This window comes from Pseudomonas sp. NPDC089428, from assembly GCF_044749325.1.
In the GTDB taxonomy this organism is placed as follows: domain Bacteria; phylum Pseudomonadota; class Gammaproteobacteria; order Pseudomonadales; family Pseudomonadaceae; genus Aquipseudomonas.
On the sequence record NZ_JBIVHT010000010.1, the window covers coordinates 91,020 to 111,060 of the forward strand.

A 20,041-nucleotide genomic window follows, 5' to 3' on the forward strand; every position below is an offset into this window, starting at 1 on the left:
GAGAACACTGACAATGCCTGCCGCCACCGCCGCCAGCCCCTGGTACAAGCACCTCTGGCCCTGGATCATCATCGGCATCCTGACCACCTCGGTGTGCCTGAGCCTGACCATGGTCAGCATTGCCGTGCACAACCCGGACAACCTGGTCAACGACAACTACTACGAGGCTGGCAAAGGCATCAACCGTTCGCTGGACCGTGAGCTGCTGGCCCAGACGCTCAACCTCAAGGCCAGCGTACACCTGGATGAACTGACCGGCGAAGTGGACGTGCGCCTGAACGGCAACAGCGACCCACAGACCCTGGAACTGAACCTGATCTCGCCAACCCAGCCGGACAAGGACCGCAAGGTGCTGCTCAGCCGGGCCGAGGCCGGGCGCTATGTCGGGCAACTGGACGACAAGGTCGATGGCCGGCGCTTCGTTGAACTGCTGGGCAGCCAGGATGAGCATGTGTGGCGGTTGTTCGAGGAAGAGAAGGTCGAACATGGCGTGACCTTGCAACTGGGCGATGAAGCGCTGCAAGGTGCCGAACACCAACAGTAACCCGATCATCATTCTCTGTGGGAGCGGGCTTGCCCGCGAATGCGCCAGACCTGAAAACATCATTTCCTGAACCATCGCATTCGCGGGCAAGCCCGCTCCCACAGGGATTTTCAGCTGCCCCACCAGCCGTGCTTGCCTTATGACTGAACCCACTCCCTGCTACCACTGCGCCCTGCCCGTCCCCACCGGCAGCCGCTTCACCGCCGTGGTCCTCGGCGAACCCCGGCAGTTCTGCTGCCCGGGCTGCCAGGCGGTGGCCGAGTCCATCGTCGCTGGTGGCCTGGAGCACTACTACCGGCACCGCAGCGACAGCAGCGCCAACCCCGAGGCACTGCCCAGACAACTGCAAGACGAGCTGGCCTTGTACGATCGCAGCGATGTACAGCAGAACTTCGTGCGCCATGCCGGCGAACTCGCCGAAACCACCCTGCTGGTCGAAGGCATCAGCTGCGCCGCCTGCGGCTGGCTGATCGAAAAGCACCTGCGCAACCTGCCCGGCGTTGCCGAAGCCCGCCTGAACTTGTCCAACCACCGCCTCCTGCTCAGCTGGGACGATCACCAGCTTGCACTGTCCCGGCTGCTCGCCGAGCTGCGCCAGATCGGCTATGCCGCTCACCCGTACCAGCCAGACCAGGCCGCCGAGCAGCTCGCCAGGGACAACCGCAGCGCCCTGCGCCGCCTGGGCGTGGCCGGGCTGCTGTGGTTCCAGGCGATGATGGCAACCATGGCCACCTGGCCGGAATTCAACATCGACCTGTCGCCGGAGCTGCACACCATCCTGCGTTGGGTGGCACTGTTTCTGACCATTCCCATCGTGTTCTACAGCTGCGCACCGTTCTTCAAGGGCGCCGCACGCGACTTGCGCACCCGCCACCTGACCATGGACGTGTCGGTGTCGCTGGCCATCGGCCTGGCCTTCGGCGCTGGTATCTGGACGGCCGTGACTGGCAGCGGCGAACTGTATTTCGACACCGTCGGCATGTTCGCCCTGTTCCTGCTCACCGGCCGCTACCTCGAGCGCCGCGCCCGTGAACGCACTGCCGCCGCCACCGCGCAACTGGTAAACCTGCTGCCGGCCTCATGCCTGCGACTGGACAGCTACGGCCGTGCCGAACGCATCCTGCTCGGCGAACTGCAGCGCGGCGACACCGTGCAGGTGCTGCCCGGCGCGGTAATCCCGGCCGATGGGCGTATCGTCGAAGGCCGCTCCAGCGTCGACGAATCGCTGCTGACCGGCGAATACCTGCCACAACCACGGCGGGCCGGCGAGCATGTCACAGGCGGCACGCTGAACGTCGAGAGCACCCTCAACGTGGAAGTCGAAGCGCTCGGCCATGACTCGCGCCTGTCGGCCATCGTTCGCCTGCTTGAACGCGCGCAAACAGAAAAGCCACGGCTGGCGGAAATCGCCGACCGGGCCTCGCAGTACTTCCTGCTGTTCTCGCTGCTGGCCGCCGTGGCCATCGGCCTGTGGTGGTGGCACCTGGACCCGGCGCGGGCATTCTGGATCGTCCTGGCCATGCTGGTGGCGACCTGCCCGTGCGCCCTGTCCCTGGCCACCCCGACCGCGCTCACCGCCGCCACGGGCACCCTGCACAAGCTCGGCCTGCTGGTGACCCGCGGCCATGTACTTGAGGGCCTGAACCAGATCGACACGGTGATCTTCGACAAGACCGGTACCCTCACCGAAGGCCGCCTGACCCTGCGCAGCATCCGCCCGCTGGCGGCGCTACCTGCCGACCGCTGCCTGGCCCTTGCCGCCGCCCTCGAAAACCGCTCCGAACACCCGATCGCCCGTGCCTTTGGCCGCTCCGCCAACCCCGCCGACGAAGTCCAGACAATCCCCGGGCTCGGGCTCGAAGGCAAGGTCGACGGCCAGCCACTGCGCATTGGCCAGGCCACGTTCGTCTGTGCCCTGAGTGGCGCCGAAATCCCTGCCGTGCCGGAGCCTCGCGGCCAATGGCTGCTGCTGGGCGACCGCCATGGCCCGCTGGCCTGGTTCGGCCTTGACGATCGCCTGCGCGAGGATGCCCCGGCCCTGCTCGCCGCTTGCCAGGCGCGCGGCTGGCGCACCTTGTTGCTGTCTGGCGACAGTTCGCCGATGGTCGCCGAGGTGGCCGCGCAACTGGGCATCGACCAAGCTGTCGGCGGCCTGCGTCCGGACGACAAGCTGGACCGGCTCAAGGCCCTGCAGGCGTCCGGGCACAAGGTCCTGATGCTTGGCGACGGGGTCAACGACGTGCCGGTGCTGGCCGCCGCCGACATCAGCATCGCCATGGGCAGCGCCACTGACCTGGCCAAGACCAGCGCCGATGCGGTGCTGCTGTCCAACCGCCTGCAGGCGCTGGTACAGGCCTTCGACCTGGCCCGTCGCACCCGCCGCAATATCCTCGAGAACTTGCTCTGGGCGACCCTGTATAATGGCCTCATGTTGCCGTTTGCCGCGCTTGGCTGGATCACCCCTGTGTGGGCGGCTATCGGCATGTCGGTCAGTTCGCTGATCGTGGTGCTCAATGCCCTGCGCCTGACACGCCCGACGCACCTGCCGACTGCAGCAGGCTTGCCTACCAACGGCGCAGCCGCTTACCAAAGGAAGTCGCCATGCCCGCGCTCTATGTGATGATCCCGGCCGCCCTGCTGCTGGTTGGCGTGGCCGTCTATATCTTCTTCTGGGCGGTGGACAGCGGCCAGTACGACGACCTCGAAAGCCCCGCCCACAGCATCCTGTTCGATGACCAGGACCCGCGCCACCAAGCAGCCGTCAAACCCGAAGAAACTACAACAGCAGACGACAAGGAAGCGCCACCCCGTGCCTGACCTGCTTCCCCTGCTCGGCTCGGCACTGGTCCTCGGCCTGCTTGGCGGTGGCCATTGCCTAGGCATGTGCGGCGGCCTGATGGGCGCGCTGACCCTGGCCATCCCTCCCGAACAACGCGGCCGACGCCTGCGCCTGCTGATGGCCTACAACCTGGGGCGCATTCTCAGCTATGCCTGCGCCGGCCTGCTGCTGGGCCTGGCCGGCTGGGCGCTGGCCAACAGCCCGGCGGCCATGGCCTTGCGTGTGGTGGCCGCGTTGCTGCTGATTGCCATGGGCCTGTACCTGGCCGGCTGGTGGAGCGGACTGACCCGCGTCGAAGCGCTGGGCCGGGGGCTTTGGCGGCATATCCAGCCGGTTGCCTCGCGCCTGATGCCGGTGTCCAGCATGCCCCGCGCACTGCTGCTGGGGGCATTGTGGGGCTGGCTGCCTTGCGGCTTGGTGTACAGCACCCTGCTGTGGGCGGCCAGCCAGGGCAACGCGGGCTACAGCGCAGCGTTGATGCTGGCGTTCGGGCTGGGTACCTGGCCGATTTTGCTGGCCACTGGCCTGGCGGCGGAGCGGGTAAACGCCTTGTTGAGGCGGCGCAGTGTACGCATGGCCGGTGGTGTACTGGTGATCCTGTTTGGTATCTGGACCTTGCCTGGCCCTCACCAGCACTGGCTGATGGGCCACTGATGGGGCCGCGTTGCGGCCCTTTCGCGGGCAAGCCCGCTCCCACAGCCTTGAGGCCTATGGTGACCCTGTGGGAGCAGGCTTGCCCCGCGAATGGGCTGCAAAGCAGCCCCTGTCTGCCTTGATACAAATCAACACAGTTTCCTACAGACAGCCATAGACTCCGGACACTGCTGCATTATCCGGGGACCGCCCACATGCTCGACGACCTACGTTGGGATGCCGACCTGATCCGCCGCTACGATCTCGCCGGCCCGCGCTACACCTCCTACCCCACCGCCGTGCAACTGCACAGCGAGGTAGGTTCGTTCGACCTGCTCCACGCCCTGCGCGAGAGCCGCCGGGCCGTGCGCCCGCTGTCGCTGTATGTGCACGTGCCGTTCTGCGCCAACATCTGCTACTACTGCGCCTGCAACAAGGTCATCACCAAGGACCGCGGCCGCGCCGCGCCTTACCTGCAGCGCCTGGAGCAGGAGGTGCAACTGATCGCCTGCCACCTGGACCCTAAACAGCGCGTTGAGCAGCTGCATTTCGGCGGCGGTACGCCGACCTTCCTCAGCCACGTGGAACTGCGCCAACTGATGGCCACACTGCGCCAGCACTTCAACCTGGTGGATGACGATTCCGGCGACTACGGCATCGAAATCGACCCGCGCGAAGCCGACTGGTCGACCATGGGCCTGCTCCGCGAACTGGGCTTCAACCGCGTCAGCCTCGGCGTACAAGACCTCGACCCGGCCGTGCAGCGTGCGGTCAACCGCCTGCAGAGCCTGGAGCAGACGCGCACCCTGATCGAGGCAGCACGCACCTTGCAGTTCCGCTCGATCAACCTCGACCTGATCTACGGCCTGCCCAAACAGACCGTGGAAGGCTTCGCCCGCACAGTCGACGAAGTGATCCGCCTACAACCCGACCGGCTTTCGGTGTTCAACTACGCCCACCTGCCCGAGCGCTTCATGCCGCAACGGCGCATCGACAGCAACGACCTGCCCGCCCCGGCAGTGAAGCTCGAGATGCTGCACAACACCATAGAGCAACTGACCGCCGCCGGTTACCGCTACATCGGCATGGACCACTTCGCCCTGCCCGACGACGAGTTGGCGATCGCCCAGGAGGACGGCACCCTGCAACGCAACTTCCAGGGCTACACCACCCACGGCCATTGCGACCTGATCGGCCTGGGGGTATCGGCGATCAGCCAGATCGGTGACCTGTACTGCCAGAACAGCAGCGACCTCAATACCTACCAGGACGCCTTGTCCAACGCCCAGCTGGCGACCCAGCGCGGGCTGGTCTGCAACCACGACGACCGCCTGCGGCGAGCGGTGATCCAGCAGCTGATCTGCCATTTCGAACTGGACTTCGAGCCGATCGAGGAGGCCTTTACCATCGATTTCCGCGGTTATTTCAACGATCTCTGGCCAGAACTGCAGAGCATGCAGCGCGACGGCCTGATCAGCCTCGACGACCAGGGCATCCGCATCCTGCCGGCCGGGCGACTGCTGGCACGCTCGGTGTGCATGGTGTTCGATGCCTACCTGGCGATGCACAACCGCCAGCGTTACTCCCGGGTGATCTGAACGGCGAGTCGATCAACCGCATGGACAACCCTGCCTGCCAGGCACACTATGGGCACACAAGGACTCCCGGCACTTACCCTGCCGGGGTTACGCCAGTTCGCACCATCCTAGCGGACACTGGCCTACACCCTCTGTCGTGAGTTACCCTTACGACTTATGTGTGCTTTCCCACAAGGATCGATTCAAATGTCCGAGCCAGTCAAACTGCGCCCTCACAACCAGGCCCATTGCAAGGACTGCAGCCTGGCCCCTCTGTGCCTGCCTCTTTCGCTCAACCTGGAAGACATGGATGCACTGGATGAAATCGTCAAGCGCGGGCGCCCGCTGAAGAAAGGCGAGTTCCTGTTCCGCCAGGGTGACAATTTTGGCTCGGTTTACGCCGTACGTTCCGGCGCCCTCAAGACCTTCAGCCTGAGCGACAGCGGCGAAGAACAGATCACCGGCTTCCACCTGCCCAGCGAGCTGGTCGGCCTGTCCGGCATGGACACCGAGGCCTACCCGGTGTCGGCCCAGGCCCAGGAAACCACCTCGGTCTGTGAAATCCCCTTCGATCGCCTCGATGAGCTTTCCGTTCAGCTACCACAGCTGCGTCGCCAGCTGATGCGAGTAATGAGCCGCGAAATCCGCGACGACCAGCAGATGATGCTGCTGCTGTCGAAGAAGACCGCCGACGAGCGCATCGCCACCTTCCTGGTCAACCTGTCTGCGCGCTTCCGCGCCCGCGGCTACTCGGCCAACCAGTTCCGCCTGAGCATGTCGCGCAACGAGATCGGCAACTACCTGGGGCTGGCGGTGGAAACCGTGTCCCGGGTGTTCACGCGCTTCCAGCAGAACGGCCTGATCCGCGCCGAAGGCAAGGAAGTGCACATCCTCGACCCGATCCAGCTGTGTGCGCTGGCCGGCGGTGCAATCGAGGCCTGAGGGCCGCGTTTAGCGGGTATACTTGGGCATTCGTTTTCCCAGGATACCCGCAACAATGCACAGCGACGCCTTCGACCTCAAAGCCCTGATCCGCCCGGTAGTGGACTTCCCCAAGCCAGGCGTGATCTTCCGCGACATCACCCCGCTGTTCCAGTCGCCGCGCGGGCTGCGCTATGTGGCCGACCAGTTCATCGAGCGTTACGTCGAGGCTGAATTCAGCCACATCGGCGCCATGGACGCCCGTGGCTTCCTGATTGGCTCGATCATCGCCCATCAATTGAACAAGCCGCTGATCCTGTTCCGCAAACAAGGCAAGCTGCCGGCTGACGTCTTGAGCGAGGGTTACCAGACCGAATACGGCGAGGCCTTCCTGGAAGTGCATGCCGACAGCCTGTGCGAAGGCGATTCGGTGCTGATCTTCGATGACCTGATTGCCACCGGCGGCACCTTGCTGGCCGCAGCCAACCTGGTGCGTCGCACCGGGGCACAGGTGTTCGAAGCGGCGGCGATCATCGACCTGCCGGAGCTGGATGGCTCGCGCCGACTGCAGGCGGCCGGGGTGCCGACCTTCTGCCTGACCGAGTTTTCCCTGAGCGAATACTGAGTTGCATTCAGGGCTGCTTCGCAGCCCATTCGCAGACAAGCCCGCCAAACATGAGCAGTGCGGTGGCCTCAAGTTCACCAGGCTGCTCATGCCCCTCGAAAGTAAGCCCAAACGAAGGTTCGCTGGTTTTACCAGACGGTGCGGATTTTGTTCGTCGCATCGAAGCGCTTTCATGCTTTTTCTTTTAAACAGAAAACTTGTCTCTTGCAAACGCAAGAAATGAGCTACAGCATGAGAGTTGTCTCCACACTAAAGTCTTACAACAATTCCTTCGACTACAGATCGTAACCTTTACTCGGGGCAGACTTAGCCCCTCCTTGCCAACTATTGCCAGAAGCTTTTTCAAACGCACCAATTGAAAACGTAACGGAGCAACTTTTCATGGCAACCACAATAAGACACATCACCCCCACCCTTCACGAAAAGCAACAAATCCGTGGCCTACTGGATGAAATCATTCGCGAGCCCGACATGACGAATCAGTATAGCTTTATGGAAAAAGCAGCGTTGTATGCTCAAGAACTACCACGAAGCATTCGCCAAGTATTTTATGACTTCAAACGCAGGGAGGATTATTCGGCACTCCTGGTTTCAAACAATCCGGTCCTTGGCGACGGTGCAGGGCCAACGCCTTGCAGGTACATTGAGTTAGACAACGACTACCGCCTTAATGACGCGAATATCCTGCAGGGGCTTTATGGCTCGTTGCTTGGTGAAGGGATTGGATTCACTTCGCAGCGCGCCGGCAGCCTGTACAATAACATTATGCCACTTCCCGATTGCAGCGAGATCGCCAACTCCAGCGCTGGGTCCGTCCTCGACTTTGGCTTTCATGTAGAAGATGCCTTTCACCCCGCGCGTGCCGAATACTTGAGCCTCGCGTGCATGCGCAATGACGAAGGCGCATCAACCATTATTTCAAGCATCGATGGCATTACACTCAGCCCCGAGGAAATGAACACGCTGTTCGAACCAAGATTCAACATCGCCCATAACCCTATCCACACTACATCGGACGTTGTCCAAGAAGACGCCCAAGCAATATTGTTCGGCCATCGCGAAGCGCCTTACGTGACAATCAACGCGGCCACGCTGAATCTTGAAAATTACGCAGGGCTCGAACGCCAATCCCTGGAAAAACTGCTCGGCCACTTTTCAGAAAATCGTGTAGCACTGACACTTGAGCCAACGGACTGCGTCTTCATTGATAATTACCGATGCGTGCACGCGCGAACGGCTTTCGAGGCTAACTACGGGGCCAGCGCCCGCTGGCTATCTAGGTTGGTGTTCACGTCAAGCTTGAGGAGCTCGCGCAAGATGCGGAACTCGGTCGCCACGCGTGCCATTAACGCATAAGGCTTAAATCGATGCCTATTCAGAAAGTGCTCTGTGCAACGGCCCTTACTTCTTGGCCAAATGACAACGCCGTATTGGATAGTCGACAACTGCTGGATTCCACATATCGCCCTGTAGTGGTACTGGACTCCGGCGTAGGTGGCTTGACGCTGGTGCGACAGCTGGAGCAATTAGCTCCAGAGGTGAGCATCCTCTATGTGGCGGATAACGGTTGGTTCCCTTACGGCAGCAAATCTGTGGCGACAGTCGCTTGCCGAGTGCAACAGCTGCTTGATCAGGTTTGCACGCGGGTCGATCCGCTGGCAGTCGTCATAGCATGCAATACTGCCTCGATAGCGCTAATCGACCATGGCCGCGTACCGTTCACTAAAGAGTATTTCCTGGTGACCCCACCCTTGGAAGAGGCTGTTCGAGCTTCTGCAAATGGGAAAATAGCTCTACTTGCAACCCTTGGCACTATTAAAAGCAAATATATCAGCACGACACTGGCTAAAGCCAGAACGCGCGCACAGATATGGCCAATAGCAGCCCAACGACTTGTCGAACTGTCTGAATATAAACTGGCTGGACAGACCACCAGTCTCGCCTGCTTCTCCGAGCTTATCGACAGCCACCTGACAACTGATCAACGACTGGAAATTGACACTGTAATTCTGGGCTGCACACACTTCCCCCATCTACTGGGAGATTTGAAAACACTATTTCCGTCCGCCGCCAAGTGGATTGATCCAGCAAAAGAAGTCGCACTACAAATAGCCTCTTCAATAAAAATTAACATCTCCACCCTGGCTCCGCCACCGAGGACCGTCATCTTTACCAGCATGCCGGGAACACGAAACTCTCAGCATGCATTCTCTAATTATGGGTTTCACGCAGCGTATTCATTTCTTACCTGACCAAATCGTAACCCAAGGCTACCCGCGCCTGGTCGAGGCCATATGGCGACCCGCCCCGAATAGAAAATATTCCTGCCTGCCTCAAAAGGAGTTTAAGCAGATGAATCAGTTCAATCGCCGGTATCGATGGGTAATCTTAGGCGCCGCCACGGCAGCACAAGCGAGCGCCTGCTTCTTCGTCCAAGGCCTTGGATCTATTGCACTGGACATCAAGTCCGAAATGAACCTTAGTAGCTGGCAGATCGGTGCGCTGGTTTCAGCTGCACAACTAATCCCCCTTGCCGGGCTTTTGATTGCTGGCGAACTACTGGACAGATACAGTGAACGGTTTGTTGTGGGTATAGGGACACTTATCGTTGGCTTTTCATTGTACGCAGCCATGCTGGCCAATTCGTACACGGAGTTACTTATCGCCCTGACAGCCTTGGGTTTCGGTTACAGCACTGCCCAACCAGGGGGAAGCAAATCGGTATCTCAGTGGTTCAAAGGAAACCAGCTAGGCTTTGCAATGGGCATTCGACAAGCCGGGTTACCACTGGGCGGTGCAATGGCTACGCTATTACTTCCCGTCATTGCCAGCCGATACTCCATTCAAGCTGCTTTCCTGGCAGGCAGTTTGATAGCGATGCTAGGTGGCATTATGTTTATGCTTATTTACAGAACACCAGAACCACCACCCCTTACCGCAAAGAAACCAATCAATTTAACCTTGGCGGTTTCATCGCGGATTTCGATGGCAAAGCATCCCACCATGCAAAAAATCATGCTGTCCGGCGCCAGCCTTACCGCCTCCCAGTATGCGATTTCAGTATTCTTGGTCTCGTACCTACACACCTCCCTTGGGCTTGAAAGCTCCACCGCCACCATGATGTTCTTCGTAGTGCTCGGCGCTGGAATCGCCGGAAGAGTTATCCTCGCGAGCTGGAGCGACCATTGCAAGGCAGGTAGATACTTCCCCGTGTTGACCTGTCTTGGAAGCGTAGCTGTACTATTGATGGTGTTGCCATTTTTGATATTCCAACATCTGGCAATCGTCAGCGTGTTCATGGCGCTGGTAGGCTTCTTTGCATATGGGTGGTATGGCCCTTGGGTAGCCTACATTGCAGAAGCTGCCCCGGCTGATCGCCAGGGCTTCGCACTGGGAATGGCCATGACGGCCAACCAGGTTTCGGTAGTGGTGGTGCCTCCGATCATTGGCCTATCGCAAGATGGCCTCGGCACCTTTACCTATGGTTGGACTGCGCTGGCAATTATTTGCGCCATTGTGCTGGTAACTACTGGCAAATGGAGCCATGCAGCCAAGCCAGGGATAGGGTGAACGAGGCAGCCGCCCGACAAGCGACTGCATGAGCCAGTCCAGGTCACCTTACCGGCAAACCTCGCCAAGAACGGTCCGCCACGCAGCCCCACAATCTCGAACTACAGGGATATCGGCCGGCGCCCGGCAAAGGCATGCGCCAGGGTCCCACCATCAACCAGTTCCAGTTCGCCGCCCAATGGCACACCATGGGCAATCCGCGAAGCTACCAAGCCCTTTTCGGCTAGCAACTGGGCAATGTAATGCGCCGTTGCCTCACCCTCCACGGTCGGGTTGGTCGCCAGGATCACTTCGGTGAAACTGCCCTGCTCCTCGATCCGCGCCATCAGCTGCGGTACACCGATCGCCTCAGGCCCCAGGCCATCGAGCGGCGACAAGTGCCCCTTGAGCACGAAGTAGCGCCCGCGGTAGCCGGTCTGCTCCACCGCATACACATCCATCGGCCCTTCCACCACGCACAGCTGCGTGTCGTCACGACGCGGGTCGCTGCACTGCGGGCACAACTCCTGCTCGGTCAGGGTGCGGCACTGACGGCAATGGCCAACGCCCTCCATGGCTTGGCTCAGGGCCTGAGCCAGGCGGGTGCCGCCGCTGCGGTCGCGCTCCAGCAGTTGCAAGGCCATACGCTGGGCGGTTTTCTGGCCGACGCCGGGCAAGATGCGCAAGGCATCGATCAATTGGCGGATCAGGGGGCTGAAACTCATGTATATGGGCCTGCAAATTCAGGAAACAGAATGAACAAGGGAGCAACGACCGCATGGCCGTTACTCCCCATTTTGAAGCAAGAGCCGATCAGAACGGCATCTTGAAGCCCGGCGGCAGCTGCATGCCAGCGGTCATGCCGCCCATTTTTTCCTGGCTGTTCTGCTCGATCTTGCGCACGGCATCGTTCAGCGCAGCGGCGATCAGGTCTTCCAGCACTTCCTTGTCGTCCTCATCGGTCGACATCAGGCTCTGGTCGATGCTGACACGCTTGACGTCGTGACGACCGGTCATCACCACGCTCACCAAGCCGCCACCGGACTGGCCGGTGACTTCGGCGTTGGCCAGCTCTTCCTGCATCTTCTGCATCTTTTCCTGCATCTGCTGGGCCTGCTTCATCAGGCCGGCCATGCCACCTTTCATCATGGGGGTATACCTCGATTGGGTCATGTGATGCGGCCCTGCACGGGGCCGGCCGCATGGTTATCGGTTATTGGCCCTGGCTGACCAGAGCGTCCACAGGCTCAATAGTATCCTGTCGCACCTTGGCGCCGAACTGCTTGATCATCTGCTGGATGAGCGGATCCTGCTCGATAGAGGTCACGGCATCCTGCTGACGCTCGGCACGTTTGCGCGCCGCTGCCTGCGCCGGGGTTTCCTGCTCCGGCAGGACCAGTTCGATGCGCAGGTTCAGCGTGCGCCCCAGATGCTGGTTGAGCGCCTCGTTGAGCCGGCGTTGCTGGGTGGTATTGAACAACGCGCCCTGGCCTGGGTCCAGGTGCAGCAGCCAGTCGTCACCATCAGCCGCGATCAGCGTACAGTTTGCTGCGATGTTGCCTGTCATCCCAGATACAGGCAACTGTGGGAATAATTCCAGCCATTGCAGAGCCAGCCCTGTCGCAGGCTTGGCAGCCGGCAACGGCTGGGGGACGGCGACCGGCTTTTCTTCCTGGACGTGCTCTGCCAACTCATCGAGGTAGCTGAAGCCTACCGGGTCGCTTTCGCCACCGTAATAGTCCTCATCCATTGGCGGTTCGTCGTCGCGGTCCATGCCAACCGCAGCGTAAGCCGACGGGTCGAAGGGCGGCTCGTCGTAGGCAGGCTGGGTGTTTTGCGCGGCGGCAACCGGTGCTGGGGCTGGAGCCGGAGCCTGAGCCTGTACAGGCTCGGGCGCAGGCGCGGCAACGGGCTCCTCCCAAGGCAGGTCGATGACCTCTTCGACCACCACCGACTCAGGCGCGGCAACTTCGGGCTCTGGTTCAGGTTCTGGTTCCGGGGCCGCCTCCACAACCGGTGCGACCTCAACCTGTGGGGCAGCCGCCTGCGGCGCAGGCTGCGACACCGCAACGGCAGGCGCCTCGACCACAACGGCTGGCGCTGCCACCGGGGTTGCCGGATCAGCTGTGGCCTGGCTGATCCCCACTGGCTTTAGCACCGGCTTCGGCGCATCGTCGGTATCAGCCGGGCGGAACGCCAGCATGCGCAGCAGGACCATTTCGAATCCACCCCGCGGATCCGGCGCCAACGGCAGGTCGCGGCGGCCGATCAGGCCCATCTGGTAGTAGAACTGCACGTCTTCGGCCGGCAACGCCGAGGCCAGCGCCAGCACCCGGTCGCGATCGCCCTGGCCGTTGTCCACTGCCTCGGGCAGCGCCTGGGCGATGGCCACGCGGTGCAGCACATTGAGCATTTCGGCCAGCACGCCACTCCAGTCCGGCCCCTGCTCGGCAAGGTTGCGCACGGCTTCGAGCAGCGCCCGCGCATCCCCTTCGAGCAGCGCCTGCAGCACACCATAAACCTGGCCGTGATCGAGACTGCCGAGCATGGCGCGTACATCAGCAGCCAATACCTTGCCCTCACCGAAGGCGATGGCCTGGTCGGTGAGGCTCATGGCGTCACGCATCGAACCATCGGCAGCACGGCCGAGCAGCCACAGGGCATCCGTTTCGAAAGGCACGTTTTCGGCCTGCAACACGTGGCTCAGGTGCTCGACCACCCGCTCCGGGCTCATGTTTTTGAGCGAGAACTGCAGGCAGCGCGACAGGATGGTAGCCGGCAACTTCTGCGGGTCGGTAGTGGCGAGGATGAACTTGACGTAGGGCGGCGGCTCTTCCAGCGTCTTGAGCAAGGCGTTGAACGAGTGGGTGGAGAGCATGTGCACTTCGTCGATCAGGTAGACCTTGAAGCGCCCACGGCTGGGCGCGTACTGCACGTTATCGAGCAGTTCGCGGGTGTCCTCGACCTTGGTGCGGCTGGCGGCGTCGATCTCGATCAGGTCGACGAAGCGGCCTTCGTCGATCTCCCGGCACACCGAGCAGGTGCCACAGGGCGTGGACGTTATGCCGGTCTCGCAGTTGAGACATTTGGCGATGATTCGCGCAATGGTAGTCTTGCCCACCCCCCGCGTACCGGTGAACAGGTAGGCGTGGTGCAGGCGCTGGTTGTCCAAGGCATTGATCAAGGCCTTGAGCACATGGGTCTGGCCGACCATTTCGCGGAACGAGCGCGGACGCCATTTACGTGCAAGAACCTGATAACTCATCGAAAAACCATCGCAGCCTGATCGAGCGGAAGATCGCTAATGCTAGCGGAGCGGGGCCAAAATTGCACCCTGCAAGGTTCGTCTAAGCTAAGCAACTGGCGCGCTGTTCAAGGAGGATGTGCATTGCGAAGTCTGCTGGCCCTGCTATTGCTCTGGACCACCCACAGCCTGGCGGAACAACCGGTGCTGCGCTTTTCCGTTGCCGAGAGCTGGAGCATGCCACTGGTGCGGGTCGAAGGCGGCCAGCCGGTGGAGGGCCTGGTATTCGACCTTATCCAGGCCCTGGCCCAGGAAGCTGGCGTGCGCCCGGAGTACCACGTGATGGCCCGCCTGCGCCTGCAGCAGGCGATGGATGCTGGCGATATCGATGTGCGCTGCTATGTGAGCAGCCAGTGGTTCAATGACCGGCCCGGCAATTTCGTCTGGAGCATTCCACTGATTCAACAGCGCGACGTCCTGGTCGGGCGCCCAGGCGACAGCGCCGCTACCCGGCCCGAGCAACTGCCACCCCAGGCGATTGGCACGGTGCTTGGCTATGCCTACGGCACCCTGGAGCCACTGTTTGCTCAGGGGCGCTTGCAGCGCGAAGACAGCCGCAGCCAGCAACTGGCGTTGCAGAAGCTGCAGATCGGGCGCTATCAGCATGCAGTGAGCAATGAACTGTCGCTGCAGTGGTTCAACCAGGGGCTACCGGTCGGCGAGCGGTTGCAGGTGCAGGCGGTGCTGGAGGAGCAGGCTTTGGGGTGCATGGTGAGAAATGACCCGGCGATACCGACACAGGAGGTATTGCGGGCGTTGGTGCGGATGAGGCAGTCCGGGGAGATCGAACGGATTGTGCGGCGGTATGGGGCGACGGGGTATTCGGGGGAGGCATTGGGGGTTCGGCCTTGAGGCGGGGCTAAAAGTAGCTAAAAGGGGCTGACTGGGAAATGCGCGAAGGCCGCAAGGTGCCCGCCACAACAGCTTCAGCGCCTGCGAGATCGAGCGCCGCCCGCGCGGCGCTCGATCTCACAGGCGCTGAAGCTGTTATGACAAGCACCTGGCAGCCCTGACGCCATTACCAGCCGAGCACCTGCCAGCATGTCTCACCTTGACCTCGATGAACTGGAAGAGGAAATGCGCACAATCAGGAGCGAGTCGCCCTGACAGGCGCTGGCGTCTCTCGGCCTCGCGGCAGGTCCGAGGGAATAGTCCCGCAGGCGCCCGGCCGGCCCCGGAGCCAGTGGCCGCAGAAGAAAATCATGATGCCGATCAAGATCAGGCAAATGGCCAGCCATTGCCCGGTGCTCATCTTCTCGTCAAAAAAAAGCCAGGATGTGGCAAGCCCGGATACCGGTATCAGCAACGACAAGGGCGCGACGTGTGTAGCCGGATACTTCTTCATTAGGTTGTTCCACACGCGATAGCCCAGAATGGTCGTGACCAGGCTCTGGAACAGCACGGAAAACAGAGTTGGCCACGCCAGGCCACCGGCAAGGGCTTCGAACGCTGCCCATCCTTGCGAGGCAAGCGTGAGGAGCACAATGAACGGCAGCGCGTACAAGCTCGACCAGACGATGAAGGCCGTCATTTGGCCAGGGCGCTTGAGCTTGATCAACAGGTTGCACAACGCCCAGGCGAGCGCACCAAGCAGCACCAGCAGCAGACCGACCACCGTTGACGACTGGCTGCTCGCCAACAGCATCACGCCCAACCCGCAAGCTGCGAAGACCATGCCCCAGGAATGGGCGGCGGTGATGCGCTCACGCAGAAAGACTGCGCTCAGCAGGATGGTGAAGAACGCACTGAACTGCAGGAACACCGAGGACATGCCCGGACTCAAGCCTTGGTGCATGGCAAGATTGACCACCCACCAGATACCCACGGCGAACAGCACGCCATATACCGCCATGGCAGCCACTGAAACGCCTGCCGGACGCCGGATGAAAAACACCAGCGGCACCGCACAGAAGGTGAAGCGCAACAGCGTCAACAGATAGGGATCGAGCTCACGCAAGCCCAGCTCGATGACACTGTAGTTGCCCCCCCACAGGACCGTCACCAGAAGGCCAGCGGTCAAATCGCGCCTGCTCATTTTCATGCCTGCTCTCCAAGATCAACAGGCACCACTCTATTTTTGTCAGAGCCAGCTAGATGTAGGCGCGCTCGTCGCTGCCTGTGAGAAAACCTGCCCGGCTTGAATACAAGCGCTCACACCGCCTCGCATCCGTCAATGCGCGGAATTCTTCACGTGTGATGGGATTGAGACAGACCAGACACGGGTTTTCATACCCCGGAAATGGAGGCGGCCCCACCAGCCACACCCCGGCACTCGATGTTCCCGCTATGGCTGCTCCCTTCCGGGCCTGACCAGGTTAACGGGTAATCAATGCGGGGGGACCGATGGGGCCACCACTACGCGGCTCGCCAAGCAGCGAGCCGCGCCATTGTACCGGTCTGGGGCGAAGATACAACCTCTGGGCAAGAAAAAGTCATCATTTCTCAATGACTTGTCTGGGCTGCAGTGGCCAGCGTGGGCAAAAGAGGCCGTTGTGGGGGCAACTGCCTTGCTCAATTTCCAGAATCTGGCGCGATCCCACAGGGATTGTGTCAAGCCATCAAACGCTGATGCCCTGCTCCGCCAAGAAAGCTACGAAAGCCTCTTCATCCAGTACCTTCACACCCAACTCACTGGCCTTGGCCAGCTTGGAACCTGCACCAGGACCAGCGACCACACAGTGGGTCTTCCCAGAGACCGAGCCCGCCACCTTGGCACCCAACCCTTCCAGCTTCTCCTTGGCGATGTCCCGACTGAAGCGCTCCAGGGACCCTGTCAGCACCCAGGTCTGGCCAGCCAGCGGCAGGCCTTCGGCAACCTTCTTCTCACTGCTCCAGTGCATGCCAAAGGCCAGCAACTGCGCCTCGATGGCACGGGCCAACTGCTGGTTGGCCTCGTCCTTGAAGAACTCGCGCACGGCTTCGGCCTGTTTTGCTGCCAGCGCCTGGCGCAGGTCGATGCCGTCAGCCGCGATGATCTTGTCCAGGCTGTCGAGCTTGGCTACCAGCTTCTCGGCTCCGGTCGGGCCGACCGAGGGGATGTCCAGCTTGGCGATCATGCCGGCAAGGGTCGTGCTGGCGGCGAACTCTGCAGCCAGCTCGCCCTCATCCTGCAGTTGCATGCCACTGGCCAGCAACTGCTCGATAACCTTGCGGTTGTGCTCGTCCTCGAAGAAGTTGTGGATCTCGTAGGCGACTTCCAGGCCGATGTCCGGCAGGTAGGTCAACACCTGCGGTAGCGCCTGCTGCACACGCGCCAGGCTGCCCAGCGAGCGAGCCAGGACCTTCGCGGTCTCCTCGCCGACATCCGGAATGCCCAAGGCGTAGATGAAGCGCGCCAGGCTTGGGCGCTTGCTGGCCTCGATGGCGTCCAGCAGCTTCTTGCTGGAGACCTCGGCAAAGCCCTCCAGACCGACGACCTGATCGAACTCCAACTTGTACAAATCTGCCGGCGAATTGATCAGCCCCTCATCCACCAGCTGCTCGACGCTTTTCTCGCCCAGGCCATCGATGTCCATGGCGCGGCGCGAAACATAGTGAATGATCGCCTGCTTGAGCTGGGCAGCACAGGCCAGGCGGCCGACGCAGCGGTAAACAGCGCCCTCGCTGGTGGTTTCCTTGCCCTTGCTGCGCTTGACCAACTGGGTACGCTCGACCTGCGAGCCACATACCGGGCATGCGCTCGGCACCTGCACCGGGCGGGCATCTTCGGGACGACGCTCCAGCACCACCTGCATGACCTGCGGGATCACGTCCCCGGCACGGCGAATAATCACCGTGTCACCGATGCGCAGCCCCAGCCGGGCGATTTCGTCCATGTTGTGCAGGGTGGCGTTGGACACCGTCACGCCCGCCACCTTGACCGGCTTCAGGCGCGCCACCGGCGTTACCGCGCCGGTACGGCCGACCTGGAATTCCACGTCCAGCACTTCGGTGAGCTCTTCCATGGCCGGGAACTTGTGGGCAATGGCCCAGCGTGGCTCACGCGCACGGAACCCCAGCTCGCGCTGGGCAGCCAGGCTATTGACCTTGAACACCACGCCATCGATCTCGTACGGCAGGCTGTTGCGCCGTTCGCCAATGTCGCGGTAGTAGGCCAGGCACTCTTCGATACCGGCCGCATGCTTGAGCTCGCGACTGATCGGCAGACCCCACTGCTTGAGCTGCTCGAGGATGCCGATATGGCTTTCGCCGATGCTCTCGGAGACCTGCCCGACGCCGTAGCAACAGAATTCCAGCGGGCGGCTGGCAGTGATCTTCGAATCCAGCTGGCGCAGGCTGCCAGCAGCGGCGTTGCGCGGGTTGGCGAAGGTCTTGCCACCGGCCTCGGCCTGGGCGGCATTGAGGCGGTCGAAGCCGGCCTTGCTCATGTACACCTCGCCCCGCACTTCGAGCACGGCGGGCCAGCCTTGGCCCTGCAGCTTCAGCGGGATGTTGCGCACAGTGCGCACGTTGGCGCTGATGTCTTCGCCGGTAGTGCCATCGCCACGGGTGGCGCCCTGCACCAACTGGCCGTCACGGTAGAGCAGGCTCACCGCCAGGCCATCGAGTTTAGGCTCGCAGCTGAAGTCCACCGCGCCAGGCTGGTCGAGCCCCTCGACCACACGGCGGCCGAACTCGCGCAGGTCGGCCTCCTCGAAGGCGTTGCCTAGGCTGAGCATCGGCACTTCATGACGCACCTGACTGAAAGCTGCCAGGGCAGCGCCGCCGACACGCTGGGTGGGCGAGTCGGGGGTCACCAGATGCGGGTGCTCGGCTTCAAGCGCCTTGAGCTCATTGAACAGGCGGTCGTATTCGGCGTCGGGCACGCTCGGCTCGTCGAGCACGTAGTAGCGGTAGTTGTGCTGGTCGAGCTCGGCGCGCAGTTCGTGGATTCGGGTTTCGGCGTTCATGGAGTCAGGGTCTCTTGCAAAGCAAAAAGAGCAGCCTGGAGGGGTGCTTGCGGCTTAAGAGCTTGACTGCCTGTAGCGGCCCTTTCGCGGGCAAGCCCACTCCCACAGGTACGCCACAAGCCTCAAGGGCAGTGGCGTACCTGTGGGAGCGGGCTTGCCCGCGAAAGGGCCAGTACAGACGACAACGAGTCTTGAACCGGCCAGCATGCCCACAGGCTGCTCTTTCGTCTGGATCTATCAGCGTTTCTGGGTCAGCGCACGGCGCTCGAACTCGACGATACGCTGGCGGTAGTGCTCGATGGTCTGGGCGGTCAGCACGCTGCGCTGGTCGTCCTTCAGTTCGCCATTGAGTTCGTGGGCCAGCTTGCGCGCTGCCGCCACCATCACGTCGAAGGCCTGCTTCGGATGACGCGGGCCAGGCAGGCCGAGGAAGAAGCTCACGGCACGGGTGCTGAAGTGATCGATGTCATCCAGGTCAAAGATGCCCGGCTTGACCGCGTTGGCCATGGAGAACAGCACCTCACCGTGACCGGCCATGCTTTCGTGGCGGTGGAAGATGTCCATTTCGCCAAAACGCAGGCCACTTTCGAGGATGTTCTGCAACAGGGCTGGCCCCTTGAAACCGCCTTCGTCACGGGAAATCACGCTGATCACCAGCACTTCCTCGACCGGCGGCAGTTCCTTGGCTGCGTTACCGGTGGCGGCGAAGCCGTTGCTACGGGTGTTGTCGGCGGCGAAGTCTTCGTCGGCGTCGGCGAACAGGTCGGGCTCGCGCGGTTCGGCGGCCAGGTTCAGGTCGCCCTGCTGCTGTGCTTCAGCCGCACGCTTGCCGCGCTTGCTGGCCTTGGCCGGCTTTGCTTCACGCTCACGTTCGCGCGCCGGCGCACTGACCGAAGGCAGGTCGGCCTCGTCCAGTTCAGGCTCCTTCTGGGTTTCCAGCACCCGCGACGGGCCGAGCACTTCAGCGCTGCCCTCCTCGTCCGGCAGGTTCGAATAACTGCGATCCAGACGGAATTTCAGCTTGCCTTTTCCGCCGCGCATACGGCGCCAGCCGTCGAAAAGAATACCGGCGATGACTATGACGCCGATGACGATCAGCCACTCGCGCAGACCGATTTCCATGTAATCCCGTGCCTCTATAAAAATATGCTTGAAAACAA

At 61.7% G+C, this 20,041-nt stretch carries 17 protein-coding genes and 1 other RNA gene; 11 read left to right on the forward strand and 7 right to left on the reverse strand.

Annotation, left to right across the window (positions count from 1 at the left end):
• Positions 1 to 13 precede the first annotated feature (13 nt).
• The 10 genes from ACIPZ5_RS18935 (at position 14) to ACIPZ5_RS18980 (ending at position 10,709) form a co-directional block, all read left to right on the forward strand.
• A complete protein-coding gene (locus ACIPZ5_RS18935) occupies positions 14 to 544 on the forward strand; it encodes a FixH family protein (RefSeq protein WP_343595934.1) in 531 nt (176 codons plus the stop codon).
• A 139-nt stretch (positions 545 to 683) separates the two neighbouring features.
• Complete coding sequence (locus tag ACIPZ5_RS18940; protein WP_400810094.1) at positions 684 to 3,164, forward strand: heavy metal translocating P-type ATPase; 2,481 nt, start codon at positions 684 to 686, stop codon at positions 3,162 to 3,164.
• On the forward strand, positions 3,146 to 3,361 hold the full coding sequence (gene ccoS, locus ACIPZ5_RS18945; protein WP_400810096.1) for a cbb3-type cytochrome oxidase assembly protein CcoS: 216 nt from the start codon (positions 3,146 to 3,148) through the stop codon (positions 3,359 to 3,361). Before ACIPZ5_RS18940 ends, ccoS begins: the two co-directional genes overlap by 19 nt.
• Positions 3,354 to 4,037 carry a sulfite exporter TauE/SafE family protein gene (locus ACIPZ5_RS18950; RefSeq protein WP_261943290.1) on the forward strand — a complete coding sequence of 228 codons (684 nt, stop codon included), beginning with the start codon at positions 3,354 to 3,356 and terminating at the stop codon, positions 4,035 to 4,037. The genes ccoS and ACIPZ5_RS18950 overlap by 8 nt, the downstream gene beginning before the upstream one ends.
• Positions 4,038 to 4,231: 194 nt before the next feature.
• A complete protein-coding gene (gene hemN / locus ACIPZ5_RS18955) occupies positions 4,232 to 5,614 on the forward strand; it encodes an oxygen-independent coproporphyrinogen III oxidase (protein WP_343595940.1) in 1,383 nt (460 codons plus the stop codon).
• A gap of 186 nt (positions 5,615 to 5,800) precedes the next feature.
• Entirely contained in the window at positions 5,801 to 6,535 is a 735-nt protein-coding gene (gene fnrA / locus ACIPZ5_RS18960) for a Crp/Fnr family transcriptional regulator FnrA (protein WP_400810098.1), read from the forward strand.
• Between the two features lie 55 nt (positions 6,536 to 6,590).
• Positions 6,591 to 7,139 (forward strand): adenine phosphoribosyltransferase, encoded by a 549-nt coding sequence (locus tag ACIPZ5_RS18965; RefSeq protein ID WP_009683910.1) that lies wholly within the window; start codon positions 6,591 to 6,593, stop codon positions 7,137 to 7,139.
• A 381-nt stretch (positions 7,140 to 7,520) separates the two neighbouring features.
• Positions 7,521 to 8,495: a TauD/TfdA family dioxygenase gene (locus tag ACIPZ5_RS18970; protein ID WP_400810100.1), complete on the forward strand. Its 975-nt coding sequence runs from the start codon at positions 7,521 to 7,523 to the stop codon at positions 8,493 to 8,495.
• 11 nt (positions 8,496 to 8,506) lie between these two features.
• Complete coding sequence (gene murI / locus ACIPZ5_RS18975) at positions 8,507 to 9,391, forward strand: glutamate racemase (protein ID WP_400810102.1); 885 nt, start codon at positions 8,507 to 8,509, stop codon at positions 9,389 to 9,391.
• 100 nt (positions 9,392 to 9,491) lie between these two features.
• Complete coding sequence (locus tag ACIPZ5_RS18980; protein WP_400810104.1) at positions 9,492 to 10,709, forward strand: MFS transporter; 1,218 nt, start codon at positions 9,492 to 9,494, stop codon at positions 10,707 to 10,709.
• Between the two features lie 101 nt (positions 10,710 to 10,810).
• On the opposite strand, the gene recR is transcribed toward ACIPZ5_RS18980, so the two are convergent.
• The 3 genes from recR to dnaX all read right to left on the reverse strand — a co-directional run bounded on the left by recR (position 10,811) and on the right by dnaX (position 13,953).
• Positions 10,811 to 11,413: a recombination mediator RecR gene (recR, locus tag ACIPZ5_RS18985; protein ID WP_261943285.1), complete on the reverse strand. Its 603-nt coding sequence runs from the start codon at positions 11,411 to 11,413 to the stop codon at positions 10,811 to 10,813.
• Positions 11,414 to 11,501: 88 nt separating this feature from the next.
• Complete coding sequence (locus ACIPZ5_RS18990; protein ID WP_056801432.1) at positions 11,502 to 11,837, reverse strand: YbaB/EbfC family nucleoid-associated protein; 336 nt, start codon at positions 11,835 to 11,837, stop codon at positions 11,502 to 11,504.
• Between the two features lie 64 nt (positions 11,838 to 11,901).
• Complete coding sequence (gene dnaX, locus ACIPZ5_RS18995) at positions 11,902 to 13,953, reverse strand: DNA polymerase III subunit gamma/tau (RefSeq protein ID WP_400810106.1); 2,052 nt, start codon at positions 13,951 to 13,953, stop codon at positions 11,902 to 11,904.
• A 123-nt stretch (positions 13,954 to 14,076) separates the two neighbouring features.
• Here dnaX and ACIPZ5_RS19000 point away from each other — a divergent pair, with 123 nt between their 5' ends.
• Positions 14,077 to 14,844, forward strand: a complete 768-nt coding sequence (locus tag ACIPZ5_RS19000; RefSeq protein WP_343595951.1) for a transporter substrate-binding domain-containing protein — start codon at positions 14,077 to 14,079, stop codon at positions 14,842 to 14,844.
• Positions 14,845 to 15,079: 235 nt separating this feature from the next.
• Here the strand turns inward: ACIPZ5_RS19000 and ACIPZ5_RS19005 are convergent, their stop codons facing one another.
• The 4 genes from ACIPZ5_RS19005 to zipA all read right to left on the reverse strand — a co-directional run bounded on the left by ACIPZ5_RS19005 (position 15,080) and on the right by zipA (position 20,003).
• Positions 15,080 to 16,033, reverse strand: coding sequence for an EamA family transporter (locus ACIPZ5_RS19005; RefSeq protein WP_400810107.1), 954 nt, complete (start codon positions 16,031 to 16,033; stop codon positions 15,080 to 15,082).
• A gap of 208 nt (positions 16,034 to 16,241) precedes the next feature.
• Positions 16,242 to 16,338: signal recognition particle sRNA small type (ffs, locus tag ACIPZ5_RS19010), an RNA gene on the reverse strand.
• 212 nt (positions 16,339 to 16,550) lie between these two features.
• The gene (ligA, locus tag ACIPZ5_RS19015; RefSeq protein WP_343595955.1) at positions 16,551 to 18,881 is read right to left on the reverse strand and encodes an NAD-dependent DNA ligase LigA; all 2,331 of its coding nucleotides are present in this window, start codon (positions 18,879 to 18,881) and stop codon (positions 16,551 to 16,553) included.
• Between the two features lie 237 nt (positions 18,882 to 19,118).
• Positions 19,119 to 20,003: a cell division protein ZipA gene (gene zipA / locus ACIPZ5_RS19020; protein WP_343595957.1), complete on the reverse strand. Its 885-nt coding sequence runs from the start codon at positions 20,001 to 20,003 to the stop codon at positions 19,119 to 19,121.
• Positions 20,004 to 20,041: the final 38 nt, after the last annotated feature.

Coding starts and splice junctions, on each gene's coding strand:
- ACIPZ5_RS18935 (WP_343595934.1), top strand. CDS start 14: ATGCCTGCCGCCACCGCCGCCAGCCCCTGGTACAAGCACCTCTGGCCC.
- ccoS (WP_400810096.1), top strand. CDS start 3,146: ATGCCCGCGCTCTATGTGATGATCCCGGCCGCCCTGCTGCTGGTTGGC.
- ACIPZ5_RS18980 (WP_400810104.1), top strand. CDS start 9,492: ATGAATCAGTTCAATCGCCGGTATCGATGGGTAATCTTAGGCGCCGCC.
- ACIPZ5_RS18990 (WP_056801432.1), bottom strand. CDS start 11,837: ATGATGAAAGGTGGCATGGCCGGCCTGATGAAGCAGGCCCAGCAGATG.
- ACIPZ5_RS19005 (WP_400810107.1), bottom strand. CDS start 16,033: ATGAAAATGAGCAGGCGCGATTTGACCGCTGGCCTTCTGGTGACGGTC.
- murI (WP_400810102.1), top strand. CDS start 8,507: ATGCCTATTCAGAAAGTGCTCTGTGCAACGGCCCTTACTTCTTGGCCA.
- dnaX (WP_400810106.1), bottom strand. CDS start 13,953: ATGAGTTATCAGGTTCTTGCACGTAAATGGCGTCCGCGCTCGTTCCGC.
- zipA (WP_343595957.1), bottom strand. CDS start 20,003: ATGGAAATCGGTCTGCGCGAGTGGCTGATCGTCATCGGCGTCATAGTC.
- ligA (WP_343595955.1), bottom strand. CDS start 18,881: ATGAACGCCGAAACCCGAATCCACGAACTGCGCGCCGAGCTCGACCAG.
- hemN (WP_343595940.1), top strand. CDS start 4,232: ATGCTCGACGACCTACGTTGGGATGCCGACCTGATCCGCCGCTACGAT.
- recR (WP_261943285.1), bottom strand. CDS start 11,413: ATGAGTTTCAGCCCCCTGATCCGCCAATTGATCGATGCCTTGCGCATC.
- ACIPZ5_RS18970 (WP_400810100.1), top strand. CDS start 7,521: ATGGCAACCACAATAAGACACATCACCCCCACCCTTCACGAAAAGCAA.
- ACIPZ5_RS18940 (WP_400810094.1), top strand. CDS start 684: ATGACTGAACCCACTCCCTGCTACCACTGCGCCCTGCCCGTCCCCACC.
- ACIPZ5_RS18965 (WP_009683910.1), top strand. CDS start 6,591: ATGCACAGCGACGCCTTCGACCTCAAAGCCCTGATCCGCCCGGTAGTG.
- fnrA (WP_400810098.1), top strand. CDS start 5,801: ATGTCCGAGCCAGTCAAACTGCGCCCTCACAACCAGGCCCATTGCAAG.